The sequence below is a fragment of the Bifidobacterium intestinale genome (assembly GCF_023656765.1).
GTDB lineage: Bacteria > Actinomycetota > Actinomycetes > Actinomycetales > Bifidobacteriaceae > Bifidobacterium > Bifidobacterium hominis.
The window spans coordinates 76,000-97,456 of the sequence record NZ_JAMOKR010000003.1 but is presented as its reverse complement, the minus strand read 5'-3'; the positions used below and the strand labels follow the sequence as shown (position 1 = coordinate 97,456).

Here is a 21,457-nt window from a genome sequence, read left to right as displayed (position 1 = left end):
AGAAGGACTGGTAGTATACATCCTTTCGAAAGCAAGCTTCATATATCTGAACATAGAAATTTCCATGACAGAGGAGGGGCATGAAGTCAATACAAGTAGCGAATGCTTTCATTCTTCGCCATGGCTCTGATATCGACATTACGAATCTTGTGCTGAACAAGCTCGTTTATTTCGCGCAAGTCGAATCTCTGCGCGAAACTGGGAAACCATTGTTCGAAGACAAGATTGAAGCGTGGCCTTACGGTCCGGTTGAGAGGAACGTTTATTTCACTTTCCAAAAATACGGACGCAACAGGATTCTCAAGCCCGAGGGCGAAACCGCAAAGGATGAACAGGCCTTATCCGTCGTAGATGGGACGGCAAAGAAATATGGTTTTCTGACGGCATTCGATCTTGTGAGATTCTCCCATCGAAAGAACTCCGCTTGGAAGAATGTCTACAGGGAAGGAGAAAACGTCGAGATCACCAACGATGCCATTCTCGCATCCGACGACGGTCTGACCTTCCCCAAAAACACTCTTGCATCTAGTTTGGATGAAGTAAATGCAAAATGGCAGAACACCTTCAGGATTCTGCGCAATGCCTGAGCAATACACTGACGAGTGGTGGCATATCCAAGCGCCGCCACTCGTTTTTCCATCTGATGATTTCGCAGAAGCAATGACACAAGCAATCGTCCGAGTACACAGGAAGCAACTTGACGACATCGGCGGATTTACCGTGGAAAGAGCCAATGACGCCGGTTCCGTGAGTGGCGTTGTAGATTCGACATTTCTGCCGGTATTCGGTCAATCGCCGAAAGAACGATTCGAAGATTTGTTTCGACAAATGGCGCATTTTACCTTTCACCTAGCCAAAAATCATTATTTCGCTGATGGCAACAAGCGCACCGCGATGGCCATATCCTTGGCCATCTTGAAAATGGAAAGAATTGATTTGGATATCGATGATGATCCAGAGCCAGAACGAAATACTCTATCTAAACTCATTTCCAGGCTGGTGACGGAAGAAATCACGGAAGAACAATTTGCCGCAAGCCTGAGGAGAAGTGGACGTTTAATCGATGAATGATGACGGGCTGCCGCCTGTCCGCTGCAGCACAAGGTCGACCGGCCCATGCGAGTGTTCGGCTACCGCACGCCCGCCGAGCCATTCGCCGACGAACCGCCAGATCTACAAGCCTGACGAAGGCGTTGCACCTGCAAATGAACAACGGGTGGCATTCATACATCATGATGAACGAGTAAGGTTGACGGGGAGGGGGAACCACATGAACCAGGCATGCGTACACAACGACACCATCGACGCGGGCAACTATCATGGCCGACCGCAATACCGGTCGCTCCTGCATTTCCTGGCATCGCAGGAACGCAACATCATCTGGCTGCTGCTGGCCATCGCTTTTCTTCCGGCGGACGGCACCACGCTCGGCCTGTACGCGCCGTTCTGGTCGCCAATCAGTCCGGCGCTGTTCGCCGTGTACTGCCTATGCAATTGGCGGCAACTGCGCATCGTGGCCAACCGGTACCTGCCAATGTTCCTCCTGCCGGTGGCCTGCATAATCCTGTCCATCCCGGGATGGCTGAAGTTCGGCATCCACCTCAACGCCGCGTTCATGAGCATCACCGGATTATTGGGCGTGCTCGCCACTTTGGGTGCGATCGCCCTTGCGTTCGACATCAAACGCATTCCGTGGCGTACGCCATTGCGGATTCTCATCGCTTCTTACTGGTTCTCCTTCGGCGTGGGCGTGGTGCAATGGCTATCCATCCATCTGCATATCAAGCCGTTGACCGACTATTTCGCGCACCTCATGTACCGGCAGTACATCAATGAAAGCTCGGTGTGGGGTGGTGGTCGCTCGCAGTTCCTGTTCGCGGAGCCCAGCTATATCGGCATGCATCTGTTCGGCGTATTGCTGCCGCTTATGTGGCTTATGCGTGGGCGCGACCGTATTTATGCCAAGCGGTTGCGCAACCTCATCGTTGTGTATGCGATTGGCGCTGTGCTGATGCAGGCCGGCACCCGGATCGTCCTTGACTCGGTGGTGGCGTTGCTGGTTGCCATTATTGTGCATAATTCGTGGTGCGACAAGAAACAGCGCGTGCGTGGTATTGCGCAGTTGCTGGGTGCGGTTATGCTTGGTCTGCTGGGCGTGCTTGCAGATTCCCGACTATCTTCGATTGCGGAAAACGGTGTCGAAGGAGACGGATCGTTCTTCGCGCGAATCTACCAGAGTCTTGACCCGATATGCGGGTTGCTCGCCCATCCGTGGACGGTGTTTACCGGATATGGCGCCGGCAATATCATCAACGCGGTATGGGCCGGCGCGAAGCATGCGGGACGATTATTGAATGGCCTGGGCATGAATGGAAGTGCTGCGGTAGGATTCGCGTCTGGCATGAATGCGGACACCGTATGGACGATGTGTGCGTATACCAGTGTTGTCGCCGAATACGGATTGGTCGGCCTGGTTCTGCTGGTCATCGCTTCCTTAGTTTCTATGACGCGTGTCTTCGATACGGCGGCTGCCGGGCATGGTGTTTGGAGCAAGACTGTTATCTGCTGGCTTGTCCTGATCGTGTACCTGTATATCCAGTGCGAGAACTATGCATTCGCCGCGCTGCCATTGTTTATCTTCGCGGCAAACAAGCTGCGCAAGTAACCATATTTGACGGGGTACGGATGTCTTCTTCTAGATAACGTACAGCTAGAGAAGCCGCTATCGCAAGTATTCTTTAACCTGTCCACAAGGCGGCTGGCATCAGCAATCATTTGGGTAGGTAATGCGACTGTTCAGTTTTTTGAGCCTTGCCGCTCTGGAGCTGCCATAAGCGAAATGAGACGTGTTTCGTTGCTTAGGGTACAGTGGTCACGGCCTGTTCGGACCGCAGCTCCTCGATACTTATATGCAAGACGGCAGTCGATGGCCGTCCATGTTGAGTGAAGTGATCTGGAGTGATTACAAGCTGCGGCCTACAGCAGAGGGGTGGCACGTGGCTTGGCGGTTGATCCGCGTACTTGCAGCTGAACGGGGAACGTCTCGAATGGTTCCTCGATGGGTTGTCCTTCGATTAGCGCCAGAGCCTTTTGTGCCGCATCGACGGCCATGTCGTATGGGCGCTGTCGAACGGTGGTTAGCTCAGCTTCTTTGGCGAAGGTGCTGTCGTCAAATCCGGTTACGGAAATATCTCCAGGCACGGAAAGGCCGCTGCGTTGAAGGCGGAAGAACAATGGAATTGCCTGTGAGTCCTGATGGAAACACAATGCGGTGGGTGGGTTGTCTTGCGCCATGATTTCGGAAATTGCCGCATCCAGAATGCTGTCGCCTTTTTGCACTGCCAGTGTGCGGGCGGTCAGTCCGTCAACTGCATCGCAGGCTTCTTGGAATCCGGAAATACGGTTAAATGAGCTGAATCCCAATGTGGAGGAAAAGCTTTCATATAAATACAGCAGGTTACGATGTCCCAGCTTGGCGAGATGTCGAACGATGAGTTTGATGCCTTCTTTGTCGTTGATACCGACAGTTGCATCGAATCCTTCGCTGGTGGTATTGATGCCGATAATCGGAATTTTTGCGGTTCCGAGACGTTTGACCTCGTCGGGGCTGATGCCAAATGAGGAAACGAATACGGCATCCGCATTGCTGCGTACGGGAAGTTCCTCGAAGAATGCGTCACGCGCTTCCGACCCCTCGATGGGGTAGATGACCAGATCGTACCCGGCGTCACGCAGAACATCGTTAAGTCCGGCAATGATTTCGGCGGTGAACCATTCGATGATGCCGCTGCCAACCAATAATGCTATGCGATAGGTTCTACCGGATTTAAGAATTCCTGCCGATCTGGAAACGCTGAAATTCAACGCATCGGCTGCGGCCTGCACTTTCAACCGTGTTGCTTCCGACACCTGTTCAGGGTGTGCGAAAGTGCGTGAGACTGTAGCGTTCGACACGCCTGCCTTGAGTGCCACATCTCCGATGCTCGCTTTCATGGTGCCTCCGAAGGTTTTTCACTGTTTGTTTCAGCCTACCATCATTGCCGTCCTCGTGGTGACAAAGTTGAAAGATAAATGAAAAGGGTTGCGATACGACACGCCGTATGAAAAACAATGTGTGCACGCTCACAGCAGTGGGGTGAAACGGGTTTCAAATGAAACCGGTTACATTTCAAAAAACCTTGAATTGCCAATATGAAACCCTTGTCGTATACTATTGCTTGTCCGCAAGGGGCGGATGAAGGCTTACGAGGACGTAAGGAGAGATATGAAAATCAACAAAGGTATCGCAGCGGCAGTGGCGGCCCTGAGCATCGTCGGCTTGGCTGCGTGCGGGAACAGCAATACCGCTTCCGGCACAACCGATACGAAAGCCGACAAAGGGCTTGACGTTATCGGCAATAACCTCACCTACGACCCTAACCATCTCGTTAACGACGGCAAGCCAATCCAGCTCGAGTACTGGAGCTGGGGCAGCAAGGGCACGGATCCGGTCTACAAGATGATTGAGTCCTACACGAAGACGTATCCGAACGTCACCATCAAAACGGTGAATGTTTCATGGGATGATTATTGGACCAAGCTGCCGTTGGCTCTGAAAGGCAAAAACGGTCCTGCCGTTTTCAACATCCACAACTCTTACGATGCGTTGATTCGTCCATACGCAGCGGATTACGATATCGACACCAAGTCTCTGGAATCCGACTACTCCACCGCATCCGTACATGAAGATGAAAACGGTAAAGTCAAGTATATCGACTCCGTGATTAACACCGGCAACATCTACTACAACAAGACATTGTGGAGCGAAGCGGGCCTCACCGATGCCGACATTCCGACCACATGGGACGAATTCATCCAGGTCGCCCAAAAGCTCACCAAGACCGACGGCAGCAAGATGACGCAGGCCGGCTTCAACTTCAACGGCGACGCCTACAGCGCCATCTACCAAGGTCTGAACTATCAGAAGGGTGAACTGCTCTTCAGCGAAGATGGCAAGAAAGCCAACTACAACAACGACGTGACCAAAGAAAACATGCAGTTCCTCAAGGATTTGTATGACAAGCACAAGGTCGGATCCGTTGACTTCGGTAACGATTACACCCAAAGCTTCGGTAACGGCCAGTCTGCGATGATCTACGCTTGGGGCCACATGGAAGGCACGCTGAAAGAAAAGTATCCAGATATTGACTACGGCGTGTTTGCCACCCCAACCTTCTCCAAAGACACTCCGTTTGCATACGACCGTTACAACGGCGAATCCACTCCGGGCGTCAACAAGAACCAGAGCAAGGAGCAGCAGGCCGTTGCTCAGGACTTCATCAAGTACCTGCTCGCCAACGATGATTATATTCGTGAAGCGGTATCCGAACTGAATTCCTTCCCAGCCAAGACCTCGCTGCAGAACGACAAAGACATTCTCTCCAAGCCGGTCATGGCCGCCATCCAGCCACGCGTAGACCGACTGATCTGGCCGGGACCGGCACCGTCCACCGTTGAATCCAGCGGCACCACTGCTTTCCAGAACGTCTTCCAGAACGGCATGTCCATCGATAAGGCTCTCAAGGAGGCCCAGGGTCAGATGGATACCGACATGAAGAGCTCTGACTTCACGTCAATGGAAAGCAAGTACGCTTACTTCGACGAACATAAGTAATACCGATATATCCAATCCCTTTTCCAATCCGGGCAGTCGCGGTACGATTCTTCTTCCGCGCCGTGGCTGCCTTTTATCTACGAGATACGTTCAATCTTCTTATTCGATTCGATCTGACATTCTGTATTGCGTAACAAAACGGTCGAATCGGCTCACAGAGAGGCGAGATTCAATGAAAAACAAAAATGGTGAATCTCTGGTATCGAGAATTTTCACCCTACGCAACATGGCCGTTGCCTTCTTGGTGGTCTATTTCGCCATTTTCTTGGCCTACCCAATTTTTAAAGCCTTCGCGGGCAGTTTGCATAACTGGAATCCTCTGATTGGCACTTATGATTGGGTCGGACTCGACAACTTCAAACAGATCCTCACTGACAAACTCTTCTGGACTTCCATGGGGAACACGGCGGTATTCGCAGGTGTTTCCACACTCTTCCGCATTGTGCTTGGTCTCGGCTTGGCCCTGCTGCTCAGCGCCAAACTCGTCAAATGCAAAGACACCCTCCGAGGTCTGTTCTACATGCCGACTATCACTCCGCTCGTGGCAGTCTCTTTCGTGTGGATGTGGATGTTCGACCCGCAGTTCGGCATGGTAGACAAAATCACAGGACTCGACATCAACTGGCTGCACGACACCAAATGGGCCATGCCGGCAGTCATCATCATGACCATTTGGAAGGATTTCGGCTACGCGACCGTTCTATATTTGGCCGGTCTCATGAATCTTCCTCGAGACGTGTACGAGGCGGCCGCCATCGACGGTGCCAACTCAGTGCAGATTTTCTTCAAAATCACCCTGCCGCTGCTTAAATCAACCACCTTGTTCATTGTCATCACGTCACTGATCAGCTATCTGCAGGCATACGTGCAGATTCTCGTCATGACCGAAGGCGGTCCGGGCACGTCAACCTACACCATCAGCTATCTCATCTTTGATCAGGCATTCCAGAAATACAACTTCGGCGTCGCATCAGCTCAGGCAGTTGTGCTCTTCCTGTTCACTGGTGTGCTCACCCTCATCATGTTCAAGGTTTCTGGAGATTCGGAGGAACTGGCATGAAATCACGTAAAATTGGCGGCATCATTCTTACGATTCTGCTCTTCATCGCCGCCATCATCACCATTGTTCCATTTGTTTGGATGTTCATTTCATCATTCGCGCCAAATAGCGAAATCGTCAAAGTGACCGGAGGATTATTCCCTAAGCCATCCACGATTGACAACTATGTGAGCATCCAAGAAAAGTTCAATTTCTTGCGATTGTTCGCAAACTCGCTAATCGTAGCAGTACTGAAAACCGGTATTGCAATCTACACAAGTGCGGTGCTTGGTTACGTGTTCTCTAAAATGCGATTCCGTGGTCGCAACCTGCTTTTCGGCATCGTTATGAGCACCATGATGATTCCTTGGGCAGTGACCATCATTCCGCAATACGAAATGTTCACCAACTGGGGTCTGCAAGACACCTACACGTCGCTCGTGCTTCCTGGCATGATCAGCGCATTCGGCATCTTTCTGTTCCGCCAATCCATCTCGGGAATTTCTGACGAACTCATTGAAGCGGCGAAACTCGATGGCGCATCCGAAACCAGAATCTTCCATAGCATCATTCTGCCAATGAGCCATAACACCATCGCGGCGCTCGCCATCTTCACCTTCCTGTGGAATTGGGAAGACTACCTGTGGCCATTCTTGATGATTACCGACGAAAACAAGCAGCTGCTCGCTGTCGGTCTGAAGGCCTTCAACGGACAATACGGCACCGATTACGGCGGATTGTTCGCAGCGACTTCGTTGGCAATTGTTCCGGTGATCATTGTGTATATGATTTTCCAGAAGCAGTTCATTGCGGGCATTGCGACTGGCAGTGGTAAGTAAGGTAGGAGCGGTATGACAAACAACGCATCAGATAACGCAACCAGTACGGTGTTCTCCGACTATGTGCGCAAGGCGCGGCCGAATATGCGCGAAGCATCGACCCTGCAGGGGGAGCATTGGAGAATCGGCATTCTAACGGAATCGCTGATCCGCTTCGAATGGTCTGACTCCGGCAAATTCGAAGACAATCTCACGCAGATGGTGGTCAACCGCGATTTTGGCGCCGACCCGCAGTTCACGGTGACGCACCGTGATGGACTGCTCATTGTTGACACTCCCGCATTGCATATTACGTATGATGGCAAGCCGTTCAGCAAAGAAGGCTTGAGCGTAGTCGTCAAGGGCATGTCCGACACCCAGTTCAATACGTGGTATTACGGCGACGAGCCGAAGCATAATCTCAAAGGCACCGCGCGCACGCTCGACGAGGCGAACGGCGAAATTCCTCTGGACGATGGTGTGATTTCGCGAGACGGATGGGCGGTGCTCGACGATTCCGCCGCGAACGTGATCGTGGAAGCCCACGAAGTGAACGGCAAGCCGAATCCGCTGGGGGCTTGGGTTATGCCGCGCGATCACAAGGAAACCGACTTCTACTTCTTCGGCTACGGCCGCCGCTACACCGAAGCGGTGCAAGACTTCTACAAGCTGGCCGGACCAACGCCGCTGCTGCCGCGCTTCACACTCGGCAACTGGTGGAGCCGCTACTACCGCTACACGCAAGACGAGTACGTGCAGCTCATGGACCGGTTCAAGCGTGAAGGCATTCCATTCACCACATCCGTGATCGACATGGACTGGCATCGCGTGGACGATATCGACCCGAAATACGGTTCCGGTTGGACCGGCTATTCGTGGAACAAGCAGCTGTTCCCGGACCATAAGGCGTTTTTGCACGACCTGCATGAGCGCGGCCTGAAAGCCACATTGAACGTGCATCCGCGAGATGGCGTTCGCGCGTTCGAAGACGATTATGAGGCAGTGGCCAAGCGCGTCGGCATCGATCCCGCAACCGAAGAGGCGGTGGAATTCGACCTGACGAATCCGGATTTCGTAAGCGCCTACTTCGACATGCATCATCGTATGGAAGCCGAAGGCGTTGACTTCTGGTGGCTCGACTGGCAGCAGGGCGGTGTGACCCGTCAGCCGGGACTCGACCCGCTGTGGGTGCTCAACCACTTGCACTACCTGGATTCCGGGCGTGACGGGAATTGGGCGCTTACCTTCTCGCGGTATGCGGGACCGGGCTCGCACCGCTATCCGGTCGGCTTCTCGGGAGACACCATTGTTACGTGGGAATCCTTGCAATTCCAGCCGTATTTCACTGCTACCGCTTCGAATATCGGCTACGGATGGTGGAGTCACGATATCGGCGGTCACATGTGTGGATACCGCAACGAACATTTGGAAGCCCGCTGGTACCAGCTTGGCACGTTCAGCCCGATCAACCGACTGCATTCCAGCAATTCGCAGTTCATGGGTAAGGAACCGTGGAATTTTTCCGCGGAAGTGCGCGATTCTATGGTGAGCTCGCTTCGTTTGCGTCACATGATGCTGCCATACCTATACACCATGAACTATCGTGCCGCGTTCGAAGGCATGCCATTGGTGGAGCCGATGTATTGGGCGGATCCGAACAATCCGCAGGCGTACGAGGTGCCGGACGAATTCCGTTTCGGCACTGAGCTGCTGGTTGCACCCATCGTTTCCGACAATGACGATTCCGCGCAGCTGGGTAGTACGGAAGCTTGGCTGCCGCAAGGCGAATGGTATGACTTCTTCGACGGGCGCCGTTACGTTTCGGCAGGGGAGTCCGGACGCCGTCTGGAAGTGTGGCGTGCGATCGACCGTATGCCGGTGTTTGCCAAGGCTGGCGGTATCGTGCCGTTACAGCAGCTTGGCGAGGGTAATAAGGTGAATGATCTGGGCAATCCGGAGTCCCTGCAGGTGCTGGTGTTCCCCGGTGCGAACGGTTCGTTCACACTCAAGGAAGACGACGGCTCTGCGGAGTCAGGCGAAGATCAAACCCATGTTGCCGATACGCGCATGAGCTTCGACTGGAAGAATACGGACAATGCCACGCAGTTCACCGTCAGTCCGGTGGAAGGCTGTGCTGTTGCCATTCCGGCACAGCGTAACTGGGAGGTTGTGTTCCGTGGGGTTGCGCAGCCAGACATGCAGAACGTTCGTATCGAAATTGACGGTAAAGCTTGCGATACTGCAGAAATTACATACGATCAGCAGACGTTGAGTCTGTCGGTCGTTGTGCGCGACGTGCCGTCTACTGCATGCTTGAACGTTACGATTTCAGACGGACTGCAGATTGCCGAGAATTCAGTCGAACAGGACGTGCTTGACGTGCTCTTGCATGCGCAAATGCCGTACATTTCCAAAGAGCATGCGATGCAGACGATTCGTGAGCAAGGAGTGCGTGCGCTCGGGGCTCTGCGCACCTTCGATACCGCGCCCCGTTTCAGCAACGAGCTGTTCGGCACCTCCGGCATGCCCGATTCGGTGATCAGCGCCCTAGAGGAAATCCTCCTTCGCAGCTGATTGGGTGAGTATCTCGCTTATATATGGCAGACACATGTGGCGAAACCCTCAGAAACGTACCCCCGAAGTGGCTGTTTTCGCAGGGGATGTGCCATATATAAGCGAGATGTCTCATGTCGAGACGTGAAATCTGCCATATGTAGGCCAGATATATAAGCCAATATGCAGGTGGCATGGAAAAGGGGTTGTGAGTGAATCATCAAGATTCACTCACAACCCCTTTTGGTTGAGAAGTCACAAGCTCAGTGCTTGGACTTCTTCTTGCGGCTGTTCTTGTGAGAGTGCTTGCTCTTCTTGCCGTTCTCATCGTAGTAATAGTAGTAGTAATCATTCGAGGAGGCCTTGCGTTCCTTCTCGAAGTTGAACACGAAGCCCACCACCGGCACGTTGAGGTTGTCGAGCTGCACGGCGATGTCTTTCAGATCGCGCTTCATGGTCACGTCGCGACCGGAAACAAGCACGATACCATCGCTCTTCGCGCCGAAGACAGCGGCATCATTGGCCACCACCATCGGGGAAGTATCAACGATCACGTAATCGTAGGTCTGCAAAGCCACGTCGAGCAATTCGCTCATGGTCTTCGAATTAAGCAGCATGGAAGCGTTCGGCGGCTTCGGGCCGGCCGGCATGATATGCAGGTTCGGCCTCCAATAGCGCTGCACCACATCCTTCACGGTGGCCTGACCGGAAAGCACGTGCGCCAAGCCGGCGCCGCCTTCCAGGCTAAGTCGTTCGGCGACGGACGGATGACGCAAATCAGCGTCGATCAGCAGTACTTTTGCACCGTTTTCAGCGAGAGCTGCAGCCACGTTCACGGAAACAGTGGTCTTGCCTTCGGAAGGTCCGACGGAAGAAATGACGATCATGCGCGCATCGCTGCCTTCAACCTTCGACATGAAGGAAAGGTTGGTGCGAATACGGCGGAATTCCTCGGCGATACGGCCCGCCGGGTTCGATACGATGATCGGCTTGTTGCCCTGCAGGCTTTCGTCGGTGGGGATACGACCCATGATCGGCGCGTTGATAATGTCTTGCAGATCGCTGGCTTCCTCCACACGGGTTGCCATAAGATCGCGGATCAGCGTGGCGAAAACGCCGAGAATCAGACCAGCTACCAGACCAACGGCCAGGTACAAGGCCACCTTCGGGGAGCTGGGGGCTACGGGCTCCGCGGCGCGCTGTACCACGGAAAGCTTCACCGGCGACTCCTTGCCGGAAGCGTACAGCGACTTTTCCACCACATTGCTCAGAGATTCCGCCACGCTGTTGGCAATGTCGGAAGCCTGCTTCGCGTCTTCCGTTTCGGCGGTGATGTTCACGAACGCGGTGTCCGTCGGGTTCGTGACGGTCAGCTGCCCGGCCAGATTCGCAACGGTGGTGTCAAGGCCAAGATCGTCGATAACCGGCTTCAGCACGGATTCCGTAGTGGCCAGCGTCGGATACGACTGAATCTGGTTGGTGATGTACGTGCTGGCGCTGTTGATGTTGGAGATATTGTTGTCTTGCACCGACGAATCACTGTAGGTGGCGAATACCTGTGCGGTCGCGGAATACTTCGGGGGTACCAGGAATGTGTATGCGCACACCGCTGCGAAAACCACCACGAACGTGATGATGCCCACCAGAAGATGCTTATGGACTATACGGAACAGGTCCATCAAGGTGATACCGTCGTCTTCCGTATCATTGGATTCGACAACCACCTGATTGGTTGCTGGCACGTTGCTTTCTGCTGCAGCCATGTTTCCCCTCGACATTTGTCACATCATATTGATCAGGTTTTATACTAGCAAAGAGCACCCCCATGGAGGGAGGTATTCACCCTTTCTAGCTTGTTTCGTTGATATTTCAACGTTTTCAGGCAGTGGCTCTTGCTATGGTCTGCAAGGCCTTGCAGATTTCATCGTATGCTGCCTGATATACGGCGAAGTCCTTGCCGATCGGATCCTCCACATTGTTGGTATCGGGGATCATCGGTCGGATCATGCTTGCATTGTCGATTACCGATTCGAGTTTTTCCTGCCGGGTATTACCCTCCATATACCCCTGTTCCTTGCAGTAGACGCACATATTGGCGAAATCGTTGATAAGGAAGGTTTTGCGGGCCGCGGTTGGTGCAATCACCGCGATTTCCTTGCGCTGCTTATGTTCGAAGCAGAGGATGAGATCACTGCCTTGCGCGATTTGCGGGGTGACTCGTTTCGCGCGGAAGCTGCTGGAATCGATGTCATGCTGGTCGAGCAATTTTTTGCTGTTCGGTGCGATTTCGTGCGATTCAAGTCCACGTGTGCCCGCGCTGTCTGATTCAAGATCGGGCATGAATTGGGGGAGGAGCAGTTCTCCCATAGGAGAGCGGCAGATATTACCGGTGCAGATAAACAGGACTTTCATGATCTCCTCCTGAAAAAAGAAAACGATCGGTTCTGAGATGTTTGTTTTCGAATAAACGAAGGGACTTGGGAAAACCCAAGCCCCTTCCTAAAACATAGATATGGTATGTATCTACTTGGTTATTGTTCAGCGAGCGGAGCTCTTGCGAACGGCAACCAGGGAGATGCCGGCGGCAGCCAGCAGCACGACGGCCACAACGTACGGAGCGATAGCAGCACCGGTGGAAGCGGTCTCATTCTTCTTGGCGGTGCCTTCGCCAGTGGCCGGGGTGGTGGCGGATGCGGAAGCGGTCTTGCCGGTGGTCAGGTCGGTCACGGTTGCGGTGATGGTGGTGCCAGCCGGGGTGCCTTCCTTCAGGATGTACTGAAGCTTCAGGGTGCCGTTGGGGTCAGCGGTGAAGGTCTTCTCGGCGATCTGACGGACGTCGATGACCGGGTCGAAGTATTCGACCTTCACTTTGCCGTTCGGAGTCAGGCCGGTGAAGGTGAAGGTGACGGAAGTGGTGGATGCGGTGGCATTGCCATTGATGCTGCCGTAGTCAACAGCCATAGCGGTGTTTGCAGCGAAGCCAAAGCCGAACACGGCGGCGATGGTGGCGAGAATTGCAACGATCTTCTTCTTCATAATCGTGATTCCTCTCTAAATAAAACGGACATTTCAGCGGTTCGCCGTAGTGGCTTCCCGCTACGGCCTTGACTATACGCCCCCGTTGAGAACCGCGCTTTCGGGGGATGTGAGGCGAATCGCACATTTGTGACGGCGTTGTCACATCATGTGATGAGATTCGCACATGCCCCCGAAAGTGAAAAATGGCGATTTTCGTTGGAAAACCACCATTCTGAGAAGAATTTACAAAAACGACACGCCGAAGCGTCACTCCTCGTCGTCAAAACTGAACAGATCTTCGACCGTGGTATCAAGCGCTTTCGCAAGATCCATGGCAAGGCGCAGCGACGGACAATACTGTCCCTGTTCAAGGCGTCCGATCGTCTCTCGACGCACATTCACCAAGTCGGCAAGATCAGCCTGTTTCAAACCGCGCTCCATGCGTTTGAACTTCAAACTAGTCTTCATCGGTGTCCCCACCCTCATGCTCAAGCCACAGGTAGTGGGCATCTGCGATGGCAAGAGCCAGCATGCCCAACGTCGGCAACGCCATGGCGGGAACGCTGAATGAGGTGTGCCTGAACAGCGTGGCGATCATGCCCGCGAACCCCAATATCACCAGCGCCACCACAAGCACGAAGAACGTGAAGCGGATGGCCGTTGCCTGATGCTCGTCGGACAGCTCGTCACGTCGGGGGTGCGCGCGGTTGTACACCGTGCTCAACCAGATTTCACCCACGGCCCACACCAGCGCGAACACGCCCATGGTGATGATGCCCGGCCACGTGTGATGCTGGAACATTTGGATGGCGCAGGCGATGGCTCCCACAAATTCAACGACCATACGGAAGAGGATGTAGCGGTTAAAGGTCACGGGTCTGTCCTTTCCTGCCGTGTTTCTTCGTGTTTTCCGACGATTCCGTATTGTACCCGTTGCCCTGAAGAGGGGTGTGATTGCGGGGAGAGACTGCTGGCGGGTGCATGCGGTGAAACGATTTTCAGAAACGTTCGCATGCGGCTGTTTCGGGGCGTGCCTCATAATCAGGGGGGGCTGAGGGATGGGGAAGCCTTGCTGAAAGCGTTTGCGGAAAAAGCAATCATTTTTTCTTGAAAATATGGATATATTCCCTAAGATTCGATTCGTTTTATTACTGACAATGAGGTACAGTATTTCACGTAGTTATTTACAGTAAAGGAAGGATTTACATGTCCGTTCTTGATGGTTTCAAAGAAGTTGGCGAAAGAACTGGTGGCAAGTTGACCATGACGGTCATGCTTGAATCCGTTCGTTTTTCCAAGGGTGTTTCCGAAGTGCTCGGTCGTCCGGAATTCGTCAAGCTGCTGGTGAATTACGAGCGCGGCAAGTTCGCAATCCAGGTGTGCGACGAGAACGACGATTTCGCGGTTCAGTTCAACAATCCGAACGCTGATCGTCCGGCTTCCGTGACCACTCGCAATCTTGACCTGCTTGTTGCAACGCAGAAGTTCTTCACTTTCCCGGAAGTGCCTGCAGACAAGATCGCCTACTTTGCTTTGGAAGGTGAATATCACAGCGATGAGCGCGTGATCCTCTTCGACGCCAAGAACGGGGTTCGTAGCGGCACCGTCGGCAAGCGCGGTCCGAAGGCCGGCCATGGTGGCCGCAAGCGCAGGAAGATCGACGACGTCAAGGAAGCTACGGTGATCGGCGCCAACAACGCCCTGTGAAACCGATAGTATCTTAGTGGTATATCGAATCACAATATAGTTTGAGCCTCGTAATATCTTCAAATATTACAAGGCTCAAACTATATGCGTTGAATTACGAAAATTAAATATCAATCACCAGTCAGCATAAACTTTCAATACGATCTTGCCATCTGATCGGGTTGAAATCAGATGGCAACGCATATCAGTAGCAGTGGTTGGCAAGCCAGTACGAATAGGCTCCCTGAATGGAACCGTAACGCTGTGCGCAATAGCCCCAGAACCACTTGAGCTGGGTCTGGTAATTGGTAGCCCAATCGGCGCCCTCGCTCACCATCTTGCTGCCAGGCAATGCTTGGGGCAGGCCATAGGCTCCCGAACTTGGATTCGTTGCAGTGACGCTCCAGCCGGACTCATGGGTAATGATGTATACGGTGGCGGTGAAATCGGCTTCGGTGTAGCCGTTCGACAGCAGATAATCGTGCGCCCACTGCTGCATTTCGCCCGCCGGCACGGTGGTGCCGATCGACGCGGAAGCGCTGGAGGAGGATGACGAAGTGGAGCCGGTGCCAACGAGAATGACCTTGTCGACCGGAGCCTTCTTCACGTACGAGCTGATCATGTTGGAGGAAACCACGGTGTCACCGGACTTGGTCACGAGGTTCGTGGTTTCCATCACGCCTTCCTCGCCTTCCGTCTCGACCTTCTCCTGGCCTTCCGGCAGGCTTGAGGTTTCCTTCTTGATGACATTGAAGCCGATGGCGGTGTCGGAAACCTCGACGCTCGCGCCGGCACGCTGAATGGTGATCACGGTTTTCTCATCGACCTTGGTGGTGAGCGAAGGGGAGACCGTGTCTTCCGGTTCGAGCGTGATATCACCCGCGTCAAGCACGGACTTCACGTCGGTGAAATTGGTGCCGGGCACCACGCGTGACTTGCCGTTGATTTTCACGGTGACGTACGAGGTGTCTCCATTAAGCAGCTCGCGGGCATTGCCACGGGACGCCTCCGCGGAATCGGTGACGGAGAAAGCCGTGACCTGATTGGCCGTATTCTGCTCCGCGGATGTGTAAAGATTGCGCGACACAATGCCGCCGGTAGCCAACAGGCCCACCGCCGCAACCGTTGCGGCGATCTTCACCAGCGAGGACTTGCTCGGCATGGTGAAGGTAGACGATTGGGCGTGCTTGCTGTGGTTAGCCATTCTGCTCCTAAACGCGCGTTCAGATCCTCGGCGAATTCACGCATGCTCGGCATGCTGTGCGCTGCCACACGAGGCTTCGCCGGAAAGCGCACATCTAACGAGCCAGTTTACCTCACGCCATGGAAACCGAGCGGGCGCATATGTAACAGGTGGGCAAAGCAAGCGTACGCAATAGGCGGGCAAAACAAAAAGTGCCGTTGATGTTTACCATCGAACGACACCTTTGAAATCGTTGTAATTTTCAGCCTACTCCGCTTGCGCCTCAGCCTCTTCGGCAGCGGCCGCGTTGACGTCCAACGCCTTGGCCTGCGCGATCAGATCGTCCAGATCCGACGCACGCAACGCACCGGCCTGCTGGAACACGATCTGCTGATTCTTGACCACCATCAACGTCGGCACGGCCTGCACCTTGGCCGCGGAAGCGAGATCCGGATTCTGGTCGATATCGACCTTGGCGAAATAAACGTCGGGATTCGCTTCGCTCGCCTTTTCGAACGTCGGACCGAATGCGCGGCACGGACCGCACCAGGTCGCCCAAAAATCCACGAATACCAGATCGTTGGATTCCACAATCTGATTGAAATCCTCGGAAGTGACTGCATGCGTTGCCATGATTGCTCCTTGCTGTTCGTTCCATCGACGCGCGTGACGGGCTGCACCCCTCGTATGCGATTGCTTTGGAGTATATAACCGTGCCCCAACCCGACGCATTCCCGGCATGCGCAAGATCCGCTATCAGAGGAATCGTCTTCCATCGCACGCTTTTCCAGCCAATTCACACAAGATGCGTGATAATGGGACTATGCCAGTGATGAATGATGAAGTGCCCGACGAGGGCGATTTCGATGCAGGCCGCCGTCGCGGAGAATTCGACGACATCACGCCGGAGGATTTCATCCGCGGAATAGGAAACCCTCCAGGATGGCTTGCTTCCGGCGAAATCAACCGTATGCGAGGTGAAATGCCGATCCCGTACGTGCTTGTGGTGCCGGTGCGCACCGATGATCTGGGACGTGTCTCACAGGTCGGATCACTGCTTCGTGTGTCTGACGACGGCAGCATCGAACGAACGCTGATCGCCGGCCGCGTGCTCTACCACGAATCGTTGCGTGAGGCCGTGGCACGCAATATCGCCAAGGATTTGGGAGATATCGCGTTGCCGCAGTTGCCAGTGAGCCTGCAGCCATTCACCGTGGCTGAATTTTTCCCGACGCCAGGACTGTCCGATTATTTCGATTCCCGCCAGCATGCGATCGCATTGTGCTATGTAGTGCCGATCGCGGGCGATTGCAAGCCGCAGGACGAGACGCTCGACGTGGAATGGGTCAATCCGAACAGCGAGATTCTCGACACTTTCGTCAACCAGATGAGCAACGGATATGGCACGATTGTGCGTCAGGCGATTGCTTGGACCGGCAAATAGGCTGCGAATGCATGAACAACAGGGGAGAGTAATGGAGGAGCGCATATGACGATTGAATTGCATAACAATGTGTATTGCGAAGGGGCGGGGCTTCCCGTGGTGCTGGTGCACGGGTTCCCCGTGGACCACCGTATGTGGAACGAATGCGCGGATGCGTTGAAAACGACCGCTGCGGAACATGGCGTGAAACAATTCCCGATTTGGGCTCCCGACATGCCCGGTGCGGGAGAAGGGCCGATTCCTTCCGACGAGAACAGCGGTGGCAAAGACACGGACGGCGCTTTCCCCAACGGTTTGGACCGCATGGCCGACGCTTACGTCGACCTGTTGCACGCTGCCGGATACGACAAGGCGATTTGGGTGGGTCTTTCGATGGGCGGCTACCTGATTCTCGACATTCAGCGTTTGCACCCCGAAGCCGTCGCCGCACTGGCCTTATGCGACACGAAGGCCGCCGCTGATTCCGATCAGATGCGTGCGAAACGCATCGCGATCGCCGAGGAATGCGAATCGACGGGCACGCATGAGCCGGTTATGGGATTCGCCGCCGCCACGCCTGAGGATTCAACCATCAAACAGTCGGACGCTTACCGTGAACAGTTCACTGCATGGATCAACGAGCAGCCGGCCGAAGGCATCGCCTGGCGTGAACGCATGGCTGCTGGCCGTCCGGACCTGAACGATGTGCTGTCGTCGATTACAGCGCCGGTCGCGGTGATCTGCGGCGACAAGGATCCGTCGAGTCCGCCGAGCGTGATGGCGCCGATCGCCGATGCGATGACGGCTACGAGCACGGATATGACGGTGGTATTTGATTGCGGTCATTTCAGCGCCTATGAGCATCCGCAGGCGGTTGCCGACGCACTGCTTGCATTGGTGCGCAGAGTGCAGTAGCCGATATTCCCGCAACTACCGTCAATAGCGTAATCAGATATACAAAAATATAAAGAAAATACGATTTATATAGAAAAAATCTTCTATATATCGTATTCAAAGAAAGAAGCAATCGATGAGCGTGTTCTCGCCACTGGCGCTGACTCAGGCACTGCCGTTCCTGCCACTTGCGCAAGGCGACATCGACTATGAGGTTTCAAGACGCGACGAACCCGACCTGTTCGACACAGTGCTGCTGGAACCTGCTACGAAAGTCATTCTCGTCAAAGACGGCATGGTGGCGGTGCCACGCGGACAAGGCGCCATCGCGGACTACGCCAACGTGCACATGCGTTTGACACAGCTGCCCGGATCCTATGTAGCGGCGGAATTGCACACGCATCCGACGGCGCTCGCCATATTCCTCGGCTCATATGGCGGCAAGCGTGACGAGCATGTGGTGGCCGTTGACGTGTCTCGTGTGAAGGCTGCAGAGCCGGTGGCCGCAAGCAGCGAGCATATGGGCGCGGACGACGCGTTCGACGAACAGCGCGAGCCGGAAGCGAAGACGTCGAAATCGCTGTTGGAAAACGCAGCGGAACGATTCGACTGGGTTGACCTGCGTGGATTCGCCCCACATGCCAGCGCGCGTGAGGCTGGCCAGGCCACAACGGCGATTTCGCTAGGTGTGTGGCATGCGCGCCAACGCCATTGCCCCACGTGCGGCGCTCCGACCGAACCGGCGTTGGGCGGATGGGCGCAGCGGTGCACCAGCGAAGCGGATGGCAGACGGCTGCTGTTCCCCAGAGTGGAGCCGGCCGTTATCACGGCGATCGTGGACCATGAGGACCGTCTGCTGCTGCAGCACAACAGCGCATGGCGCAACACCGGCCTGTATTCCGTGTCCGCAGGCTTCGTGGAGGCGGGCGAGAATCTGGAGCACGCATGCCGGCGCGAAGCCAAAGAGGAGGTCGGCATCGACCTCGGCGAACTCAAATATTTGGGATCGCAGCCATGGCCATTCCCAGCCTCGCTCATGATGGCGTTCAAGGGCGTGGCCAATACCACCGACGTGCATGTGGACGGTGACGAGACCCTGCAAGCGCGTTGGATGACCCGTGACGAATATATGAACGAGCTGGTAGCAGGGCGTATGGAAGCCCCCGGAAAGGCCACCATCGCCCGCTACATGATCGAAGAATGGCTCGGCCACGATCTGCCGTAACAAGTTTCGGTACCGCGCTATGGGAAATGCGCGCAATTGACATAGAATGAGTTTTCATGAGTGAAGAAAACGAAAACAGGCCGAATCTGGACGTTCCCGAGCATCTCGAATACTCCGACGAGCATGTGTGGGTGGACGCCTCCACCGAACCGGCCATGGTGGGCATCACCGAATATGCGGCCGACCAGCTTGGCGAACTCGTGTACATCGATCTGCCGGAAGTCGGCACCGAAGTACAGGCCGGCGACGAAGTGGCGGAATTGGAATCCTCCAAAGCCGTCACGCCGCTGGTCACTCCAGTGGCTGGCGTGATCCGCTATGTGAACAGCGAAGCGGCCGACGATCCGGGCATCGTTACCGGCGATCCGTATGGCGAAGGCTGGATTTTCAAAATCGAGCTTGAGGATGACGAACCGGGACTGCTTTCCTCCGAGGAATACGCCAACATCGTGGCGGAATAAAAGATTCGGCAAAACGTCTCGGAACGGGGAACCGCATGCGAAATCAGGTATGAAATCGTTACCGTTCCCTGAATAATCCCTGATTTTCATGGCTGGGGCACTAAGTAGTTCGGCAATCGCCTTTATAGTGGGGATATGACCGAACCACAGCCGTTGCCCCAGCGTGAACCGGATGTCATATCCGAAGATGACATGCCGACCGTGCCCATTCCCGCACGCAAGGTGGTCACCACCTTCGATGCCGCTTCAAAACATGAGCGTATCGAAGTCAAGCCTCCGCTGACACAGCTGTTCCGCCGTGCCCTCACCAGAGCGTTCAACGGGTGGGTGACGGTCTCGACAAATATGGTACGCAATCTCAATTGGTATCCGCGCGTGGAACCGTATGTCGGCTATGGCACCGAACATTACTCGCGCCTGATCTGCCGAACCGTGTACGGCCCATTCAAACGCCAGGCGGGACGCCTGACCCGAGGCATCCGCGCCATGCTCACTATCCCCTCGCCGCATACGAAGGTGCGCATCGCCATCGACGGCGTGCCCCTCGAAACCGTGCAGGTGGGGGCGTCGGAAGTGTATGACGAAGTGGATGCGCAGCGCAATGTTTCCAGCGAATTCGCCGCATCCGATTCCGCAGGCTATCTCGATCTCGTGGCCGAACATTCGCTCGAACCCGGCGTGCATGACGTGTCGTACAAGGTGCGTAGCCGCAAGCCGGTCAAAGCCAACCTGTTCACCATTCCCAGCGGCACGAAAGTCGGTGTAATCTCCGACGTGGATGACACCGTCATGGTCACGCAGGCGCCAAGCCTGATGAAAGCGGCCTACAATCTGCTGCTGCTCAATCCGAAGAAGAAAATGCCGGTGGCGGGCATGAATCTGCTGTTCAACCGCATTGCGGACATGTTTCCGGATGCCCCGTTCTTCTATCTGTCGACGTCGCCGTGGAACGTGGAAAGCTCGATTAGGCATTTCATTGCCGACCATGGGTTCCCGGAAGGGCCGCTGCTGCTGCGTGACCTCGATCCCCGTCCGAAAACGTTCATTCCTTCCGGAGTGCAGCACAAACTCGAGTATGCCGAACAATTAATGGCTGATTTTCCCGATATGAAGTTCATTCTGATCGGCGATGATGGGCAGAAGGATCCGACCACGTACGCCACGATCGCACGTCGGTATCCGGGGCGTGTGCTTGCAATCGGCATACGGCAACTGTCTCCACGCGAGGCCGCCGGTAATCTCGGCACCGTTGCGGGGCGTGCGGCCACGCAGCCGATTCCAGTCACCGACGTTCCTGTATTTACGGGAACGACTGGCTCGAATCTGATGAAAACCATGCTGCCGTTCCTGAAACAACAGCTGGGTGTCTGACGTTTTTTCTTTCCACTTACAGCAAGGGGGATGCGCGTTGCGCTGGATTGGGAGCGCGATACCGGTATAATCGCCTGCATGACTGATTTTCGGGGTGAACAGGACGCAACGGGCGCGCAGGAAAACGACAAGA

21 protein-coding genes are annotated in these 21,457 nt (G+C 54.8%); 13 read left to right on the top strand and 8 right to left on the bottom strand.

The features are described 5' to 3' along the window. Positions 1-80 precede the first annotated feature (80 nt). The 3 genes from NBH13_RS05090 to NBH13_RS05080 all read left to right on the top strand — a co-directional run bounded on the left by NBH13_RS05090 (position 81) and on the right by NBH13_RS05080 (position 2,665). Complete coding sequence (locus NBH13_RS05090; protein WP_134863246.1) at positions 81-587, top strand: Panacea domain-containing protein; 507 nt, start codon at positions 81-83, stop codon at positions 585-587. Next, positions 580-1,071 (top strand): type II toxin-antitoxin system death-on-curing family toxin, encoded by a 492-nt coding sequence (locus tag NBH13_RS05085; RefSeq protein WP_250779172.1) that lies wholly within the window; start codon positions 580-582, stop codon positions 1,069-1,071. Before NBH13_RS05090 ends, NBH13_RS05085 begins: the two co-directional genes overlap by 8 nt. Positions 1,072-1,270: 199 nt before the next feature. Beyond that, positions 1,271-2,665, top strand: a complete 1,395-nt coding sequence (locus NBH13_RS05080) for a hypothetical protein (RefSeq protein WP_250779171.1) — start codon at positions 1,271-1,273, stop codon at positions 2,663-2,665. A gap of 311 nt (positions 2,666-2,976) precedes the next feature. Here the strand turns inward: NBH13_RS05080 and NBH13_RS05075 are convergent, their stop codons facing one another. After that, positions 2,977-3,993: a LacI family DNA-binding transcriptional regulator gene (locus NBH13_RS05075; protein ID WP_250779170.1), complete on the bottom strand. Its 1,017-nt coding sequence runs from the start codon at positions 3,991-3,993 to the stop codon at positions 2,977-2,979. Positions 3,994-4,264: 271 nt separating this feature from the next. Between NBH13_RS05075 and NBH13_RS05070 the strand changes: the two genes are divergently transcribed. The 4 genes from NBH13_RS05070 to NBH13_RS05055 all read left to right on the top strand — a co-directional run bounded on the left by NBH13_RS05070 (position 4,265) and on the right by NBH13_RS05055 (position 10,084). Then, positions 4,265-5,653, top strand: coding sequence for an extracellular solute-binding protein (locus NBH13_RS05070; protein WP_250779169.1), 1,389 nt, complete (start codon positions 4,265-4,267; stop codon positions 5,651-5,653). A gap of 172 nt (positions 5,654-5,825) precedes the next feature. Continuing rightward, on the top strand, positions 5,826-6,713 hold the full coding sequence (locus NBH13_RS05065) for a carbohydrate ABC transporter permease (RefSeq protein WP_033501658.1): 888 nt from the start codon (positions 5,826-5,828) through the stop codon (positions 6,711-6,713). Then, the gene (locus tag NBH13_RS05060; protein ID WP_004221224.1) at positions 6,710-7,531 is read left to right on the top strand and encodes a carbohydrate ABC transporter permease; all 822 of its coding nucleotides are present in this window, start codon (positions 6,710-6,712) and stop codon (positions 7,529-7,531) included. The genes NBH13_RS05065 and NBH13_RS05060 overlap by 4 nt, the downstream gene beginning before the upstream one ends. A 12-nt stretch (positions 7,532-7,543) precedes the next feature. Next, complete coding sequence (locus tag NBH13_RS05055) at positions 7,544-10,084, top strand: glycoside hydrolase family 31 protein (RefSeq protein ID WP_250779168.1); 2,541 nt, start codon at positions 7,544-7,546, stop codon at positions 10,082-10,084. Positions 10,085-10,326: 242 nt separating this feature from the next. Here the strand turns inward: NBH13_RS05055 and NBH13_RS05050 are convergent, their stop codons facing one another. The 5 genes from NBH13_RS05050 to NBH13_RS05030 form a co-directional block, all read right to left on the bottom strand. After that, entirely contained in the window at positions 10,327-11,826 is a 1,500-nt protein-coding gene (locus NBH13_RS05050; protein WP_250779167.1) for a tyrosine-protein kinase domain-containing protein, read from the bottom strand. Positions 11,827-11,941: 115 nt separating this feature from the next. Further along, positions 11,942-12,475, bottom strand: a complete 534-nt coding sequence (locus NBH13_RS05045) for an arsenate reductase/protein-tyrosine-phosphatase family protein (protein WP_250779166.1) — start codon at positions 12,473-12,475, stop codon at positions 11,942-11,944. A 126-nt stretch (positions 12,476-12,601) separates the two neighbouring features. Beyond that, positions 12,602-13,099, bottom strand: a complete 498-nt coding sequence (locus NBH13_RS05040) for a hypothetical protein (protein WP_250779165.1) — start codon at positions 13,097-13,099, stop codon at positions 12,602-12,604. 249 nt (positions 13,100-13,348) lie between these two features. Continuing rightward, positions 13,349-13,549 (bottom strand): helix-turn-helix transcriptional regulator, encoded by a 201-nt coding sequence (locus tag NBH13_RS05035; protein WP_004221231.1) that lies wholly within the window; start codon positions 13,547-13,549, stop codon positions 13,349-13,351. Beyond that, positions 13,539-13,925, bottom strand: coding sequence for a hypothetical protein (locus NBH13_RS05030; RefSeq protein ID WP_250779164.1), 387 nt, complete (start codon positions 13,923-13,925; stop codon positions 13,539-13,541). Before NBH13_RS05030 ends, NBH13_RS05035 begins: the two co-directional genes overlap by 11 nt. Before the next feature lie 362 nt (positions 13,926-14,287). Between NBH13_RS05030 and NBH13_RS05025 the strand changes: the two genes are divergently transcribed. Beyond that, positions 14,288-14,788, top strand: a complete 501-nt coding sequence (locus tag NBH13_RS05025) for a hypothetical protein (protein WP_003835436.1) — start codon at positions 14,288-14,290, stop codon at positions 14,786-14,788. A 184-nt stretch (positions 14,789-14,972) separates the two neighbouring features. Here NBH13_RS05025 and NBH13_RS05020 read toward each other — a convergent pair whose 3' ends face one another. Both NBH13_RS05020 and trxA read right to left on the bottom strand, forming a co-directional pair. Then, positions 14,973-15,971, bottom strand: a complete 999-nt coding sequence (locus tag NBH13_RS05020; RefSeq protein WP_250779163.1) for a resuscitation-promoting factor — start codon at positions 15,969-15,971, stop codon at positions 14,973-14,975. A 246-nt stretch (positions 15,972-16,217) separates the two neighbouring features. Further along, positions 16,218-16,583, bottom strand: a complete 366-nt coding sequence (gene trxA / locus NBH13_RS05015; protein ID WP_039199165.1) for a thioredoxin — start codon at positions 16,581-16,583, stop codon at positions 16,218-16,220. Positions 16,584-16,773: 190 nt separating this feature from the next. On the opposite strand from trxA, the gene NBH13_RS05010 reads away from it, so the two are divergent. The 5 genes from NBH13_RS05010 to NBH13_RS04990 all read left to right on the top strand — a co-directional run bounded on the left by NBH13_RS05010 (position 16,774) and on the right by NBH13_RS04990 (position 21,324). After that, positions 16,774-17,394, top strand: coding sequence for an NUDIX hydrolase family protein (locus NBH13_RS05010; RefSeq protein ID WP_039199164.1), 621 nt, complete (start codon positions 16,774-16,776; stop codon positions 17,392-17,394). 45 nt (positions 17,395-17,439) lie between these two features. Then, positions 17,440-18,288 (top strand): alpha/beta fold hydrolase, encoded by an 849-nt coding sequence (locus NBH13_RS05005; protein WP_250779162.1) that lies wholly within the window; start codon positions 17,440-17,442, stop codon positions 18,286-18,288. A 115-nt stretch (positions 18,289-18,403) separates the two neighbouring features. Further along, entirely contained in the window at positions 18,404-19,492 is a 1,089-nt protein-coding gene (gene nudC, locus NBH13_RS05000) for an NAD(+) diphosphatase (RefSeq protein ID WP_250779161.1), read from the top strand. Between the two features lie 56 nt (positions 19,493-19,548). Continuing rightward, entirely contained in the window at positions 19,549-19,953 is a 405-nt protein-coding gene (gene gcvH, locus NBH13_RS04995; protein ID WP_039199161.1) for a glycine cleavage system protein GcvH, read from the top strand. Between the two features lie 135 nt (positions 19,954-20,088). After that, entirely contained in the window at positions 20,089-21,324 is a 1,236-nt protein-coding gene (locus NBH13_RS04990) for an App1 family protein phosphatidate phosphatase (protein WP_250779160.1), read from the top strand. The last annotated feature ends 133 nt before the right edge of the window (positions 21,325-21,457 follow it).

What these genes read in the sequence shown, in the direction of transcription:
- NBH13_RS05090 (WP_134863246.1), top strand. Translation starts at nt 81, where the DNA reads ATGAAGTCAATACAAGTAGCGAATGCTTTCATTCTTCGCCATGGCTCT.
- NBH13_RS05085 (WP_250779172.1), top strand. Translation starts at nt 580, where the DNA reads ATGCCTGAGCAATACACTGACGAGTGGTGGCATATCCAAGCGCCGCCA.
- NBH13_RS05080 (WP_250779171.1), top strand. Translation starts at nt 1,271, where the DNA reads ATGAACCAGGCATGCGTACACAACGACACCATCGACGCGGGCAACTAT.
- NBH13_RS05075 (WP_250779170.1), bottom strand. Translation starts at nt 3,993, where the DNA reads ATGAAAGCGAGCATCGGAGATGTGGCACTCAAGGCAGGCGTGTCGAAC.
- NBH13_RS05070 (WP_250779169.1), top strand. Translation starts at nt 4,265, where the DNA reads ATGAAAATCAACAAAGGTATCGCAGCGGCAGTGGCGGCCCTGAGCATC.
- NBH13_RS05065 (WP_033501658.1), top strand. Translation starts at nt 5,826, where the DNA reads ATGAAAAACAAAAATGGTGAATCTCTGGTATCGAGAATTTTCACCCTA.
- NBH13_RS05060 (WP_004221224.1), top strand. Translation starts at nt 6,710, where the DNA reads ATGAAATCACGTAAAATTGGCGGCATCATTCTTACGATTCTGCTCTTC.
- NBH13_RS05055 (WP_250779168.1), top strand. Translation starts at nt 7,544, where the DNA reads ATGACAAACAACGCATCAGATAACGCAACCAGTACGGTGTTCTCCGAC.
- NBH13_RS05050 (WP_250779167.1), bottom strand. Translation starts at nt 11,826, where the DNA reads ATGGCTGCAGCAGAAAGCAACGTGCCAGCAACCAATCAGGTGGTTGTC.
- NBH13_RS05045 (WP_250779166.1), bottom strand. Translation starts at nt 12,475, where the DNA reads ATGAAAGTCCTGTTTATCTGCACCGGTAATATCTGCCGCTCTCCTATG.
- NBH13_RS05040 (WP_250779165.1), bottom strand. Translation starts at nt 13,099, where the DNA reads ATGAAGAAGAAGATCGTTGCAATTCTCGCCACCATCGCCGCCGTGTTC.
- NBH13_RS05035 (WP_004221231.1), bottom strand. Translation starts at nt 13,549, where the DNA reads ATGAAGACTAGTTTGAAGTTCAAACGCATGGAGCGCGGTTTGAAACAG.
- NBH13_RS05030 (WP_250779164.1), bottom strand. Translation starts at nt 13,925, where the DNA reads ATGGTCGTTGAATTTGTGGGAGCCATCGCCTGCGCCATCCAAATGTTC.
- NBH13_RS05025 (WP_003835436.1), top strand. Translation starts at nt 14,288, where the DNA reads ATGTCCGTTCTTGATGGTTTCAAAGAAGTTGGCGAAAGAACTGGTGGC.
- NBH13_RS05020 (WP_250779163.1), bottom strand. Translation starts at nt 15,971, where the DNA reads ATGGCTAACCACAGCAAGCACGCCCAATCGTCTACCTTCACCATGCCG.
- trxA (WP_039199165.1), bottom strand. Translation starts at nt 16,583, where the DNA reads ATGGCAACGCATGCAGTCACTTCCGAGGATTTCAATCAGATTGTGGAA.
- NBH13_RS05010 (WP_039199164.1), top strand. Translation starts at nt 16,774, where the DNA reads ATGCCAGTGATGAATGATGAAGTGCCCGACGAGGGCGATTTCGATGCA.
- NBH13_RS05005 (WP_250779162.1), top strand. Translation starts at nt 17,440, where the DNA reads ATGACGATTGAATTGCATAACAATGTGTATTGCGAAGGGGCGGGGCTT.
- nudC (WP_250779161.1), top strand. Translation starts at nt 18,404, where the DNA reads ATGAGCGTGTTCTCGCCACTGGCGCTGACTCAGGCACTGCCGTTCCTG.
- gcvH (WP_039199161.1), top strand. Translation starts at nt 19,549, where the DNA reads ATGAGTGAAGAAAACGAAAACAGGCCGAATCTGGACGTTCCCGAGCAT.
- NBH13_RS04990 (WP_250779160.1), top strand. Translation starts at nt 20,089, where the DNA reads ATGACCGAACCACAGCCGTTGCCCCAGCGTGAACCGGATGTCATATCC.